This is a genomic window from Roseomonas sp. SRI_022 (assembly GCF_057586215.1).
In genome coordinates this window covers 1-929 of sequence record NZ_JBYCZL010000063.1, presented here as the reverse complement: position 1 = coordinate 929, position 929 = coordinate 1, and the positions used below count along the sequence as shown (strand labels likewise).

The 929-nt window shown below is 65.4% G+C and carries 1 protein-coding gene; it reads left to right on the top strand.

What is annotated here, in order from left to right; genetic code table 11:
* The coding region (locus tag AC2YHJ_RS27860) for a P-loop NTPase family protein (RefSeq protein ID WP_487399449.1) at positions 1-616 on the top strand (616 nt) is incomplete at its 5' end.
* Positions 617-929: the final 313 nt, after the last annotated feature.

Sequence of the window (929 nt, the reverse complement as noted above, 5' to 3'; positions counted from 1 at the left end):
TCACACGGCGAAGGGCATGGACTTGGAGAGCCCGACGATGCGCGGCAGCAGCGCCTGGATCGCCAACAGCCGGTTTGCTTATGCCCTCTGGAAGCCGGAGAGGAGCGAGGCGGAGCGCCTGGCACGCGAGGTCGACGAGCCCGCTGAGACCCTCGTCTGGGGTAACCTGGTCAAGGCGAACCATGCCGGAGCGCCGATCGGCGCGCGCCGGCTGTTCACCCGCGCGGTATCAGGCGAGCTGCAGGACCGAACGAGGCGACTTGCATCGCAGGACGCCGAGGACGAGCATCTGCTGAAGCTTCTGGTCGACGCATGCGCTGAATGCGCGGCTGCCGGATTACCATTCACCGTCTCTGGGATGGCAGGGCTGTACACAGGTCGTGCGGATCTCCCCGAGCCGCTGGCCGGCATGAGCAAGCATCGCTTGGAGCTCCTTGGCAACAGGGCGCTCGAGGCGGGGCTACTCGTGAAGGCGCGCACAGCGCACACGCAGGCCTCGCCAAAGTTCCTGGACGTCCCGAATGGTCCGCTGGCCAAGGGCGCGGAGGTGGAGATGTTTCACGGCTCTCGCCAGGAGGCGCTGGCCCAGTACCGCAACCGGAAGACGGAGCGATGAGCCCGCGGCATTCCCGGTTCCCGCGTTCCCGGCGGGAACGGCGAAGTCGTGGGAACGCAAATCATTCGCCATTTCAGCAACTTAGAGCGTTCCCGGCCGATGTCGTTCCCGCGAGCCCGGGAACGCGAAAAAATGGCGGCTTTCTGCCGCATTCCCGCATTCCCGGAGTTTCTCCCCTACGGGGAGGAGCCGGAACCGGAAATCCGGCTCGCTCCGTAGGAGGGCGAGGCGAGATGAATTGCTCGAACTGCCGGCGACGCCGCTCGGCGCAGGATAAAGAAAAATCGAGCCCGCGTAGTGCAGCGTAGAGCAT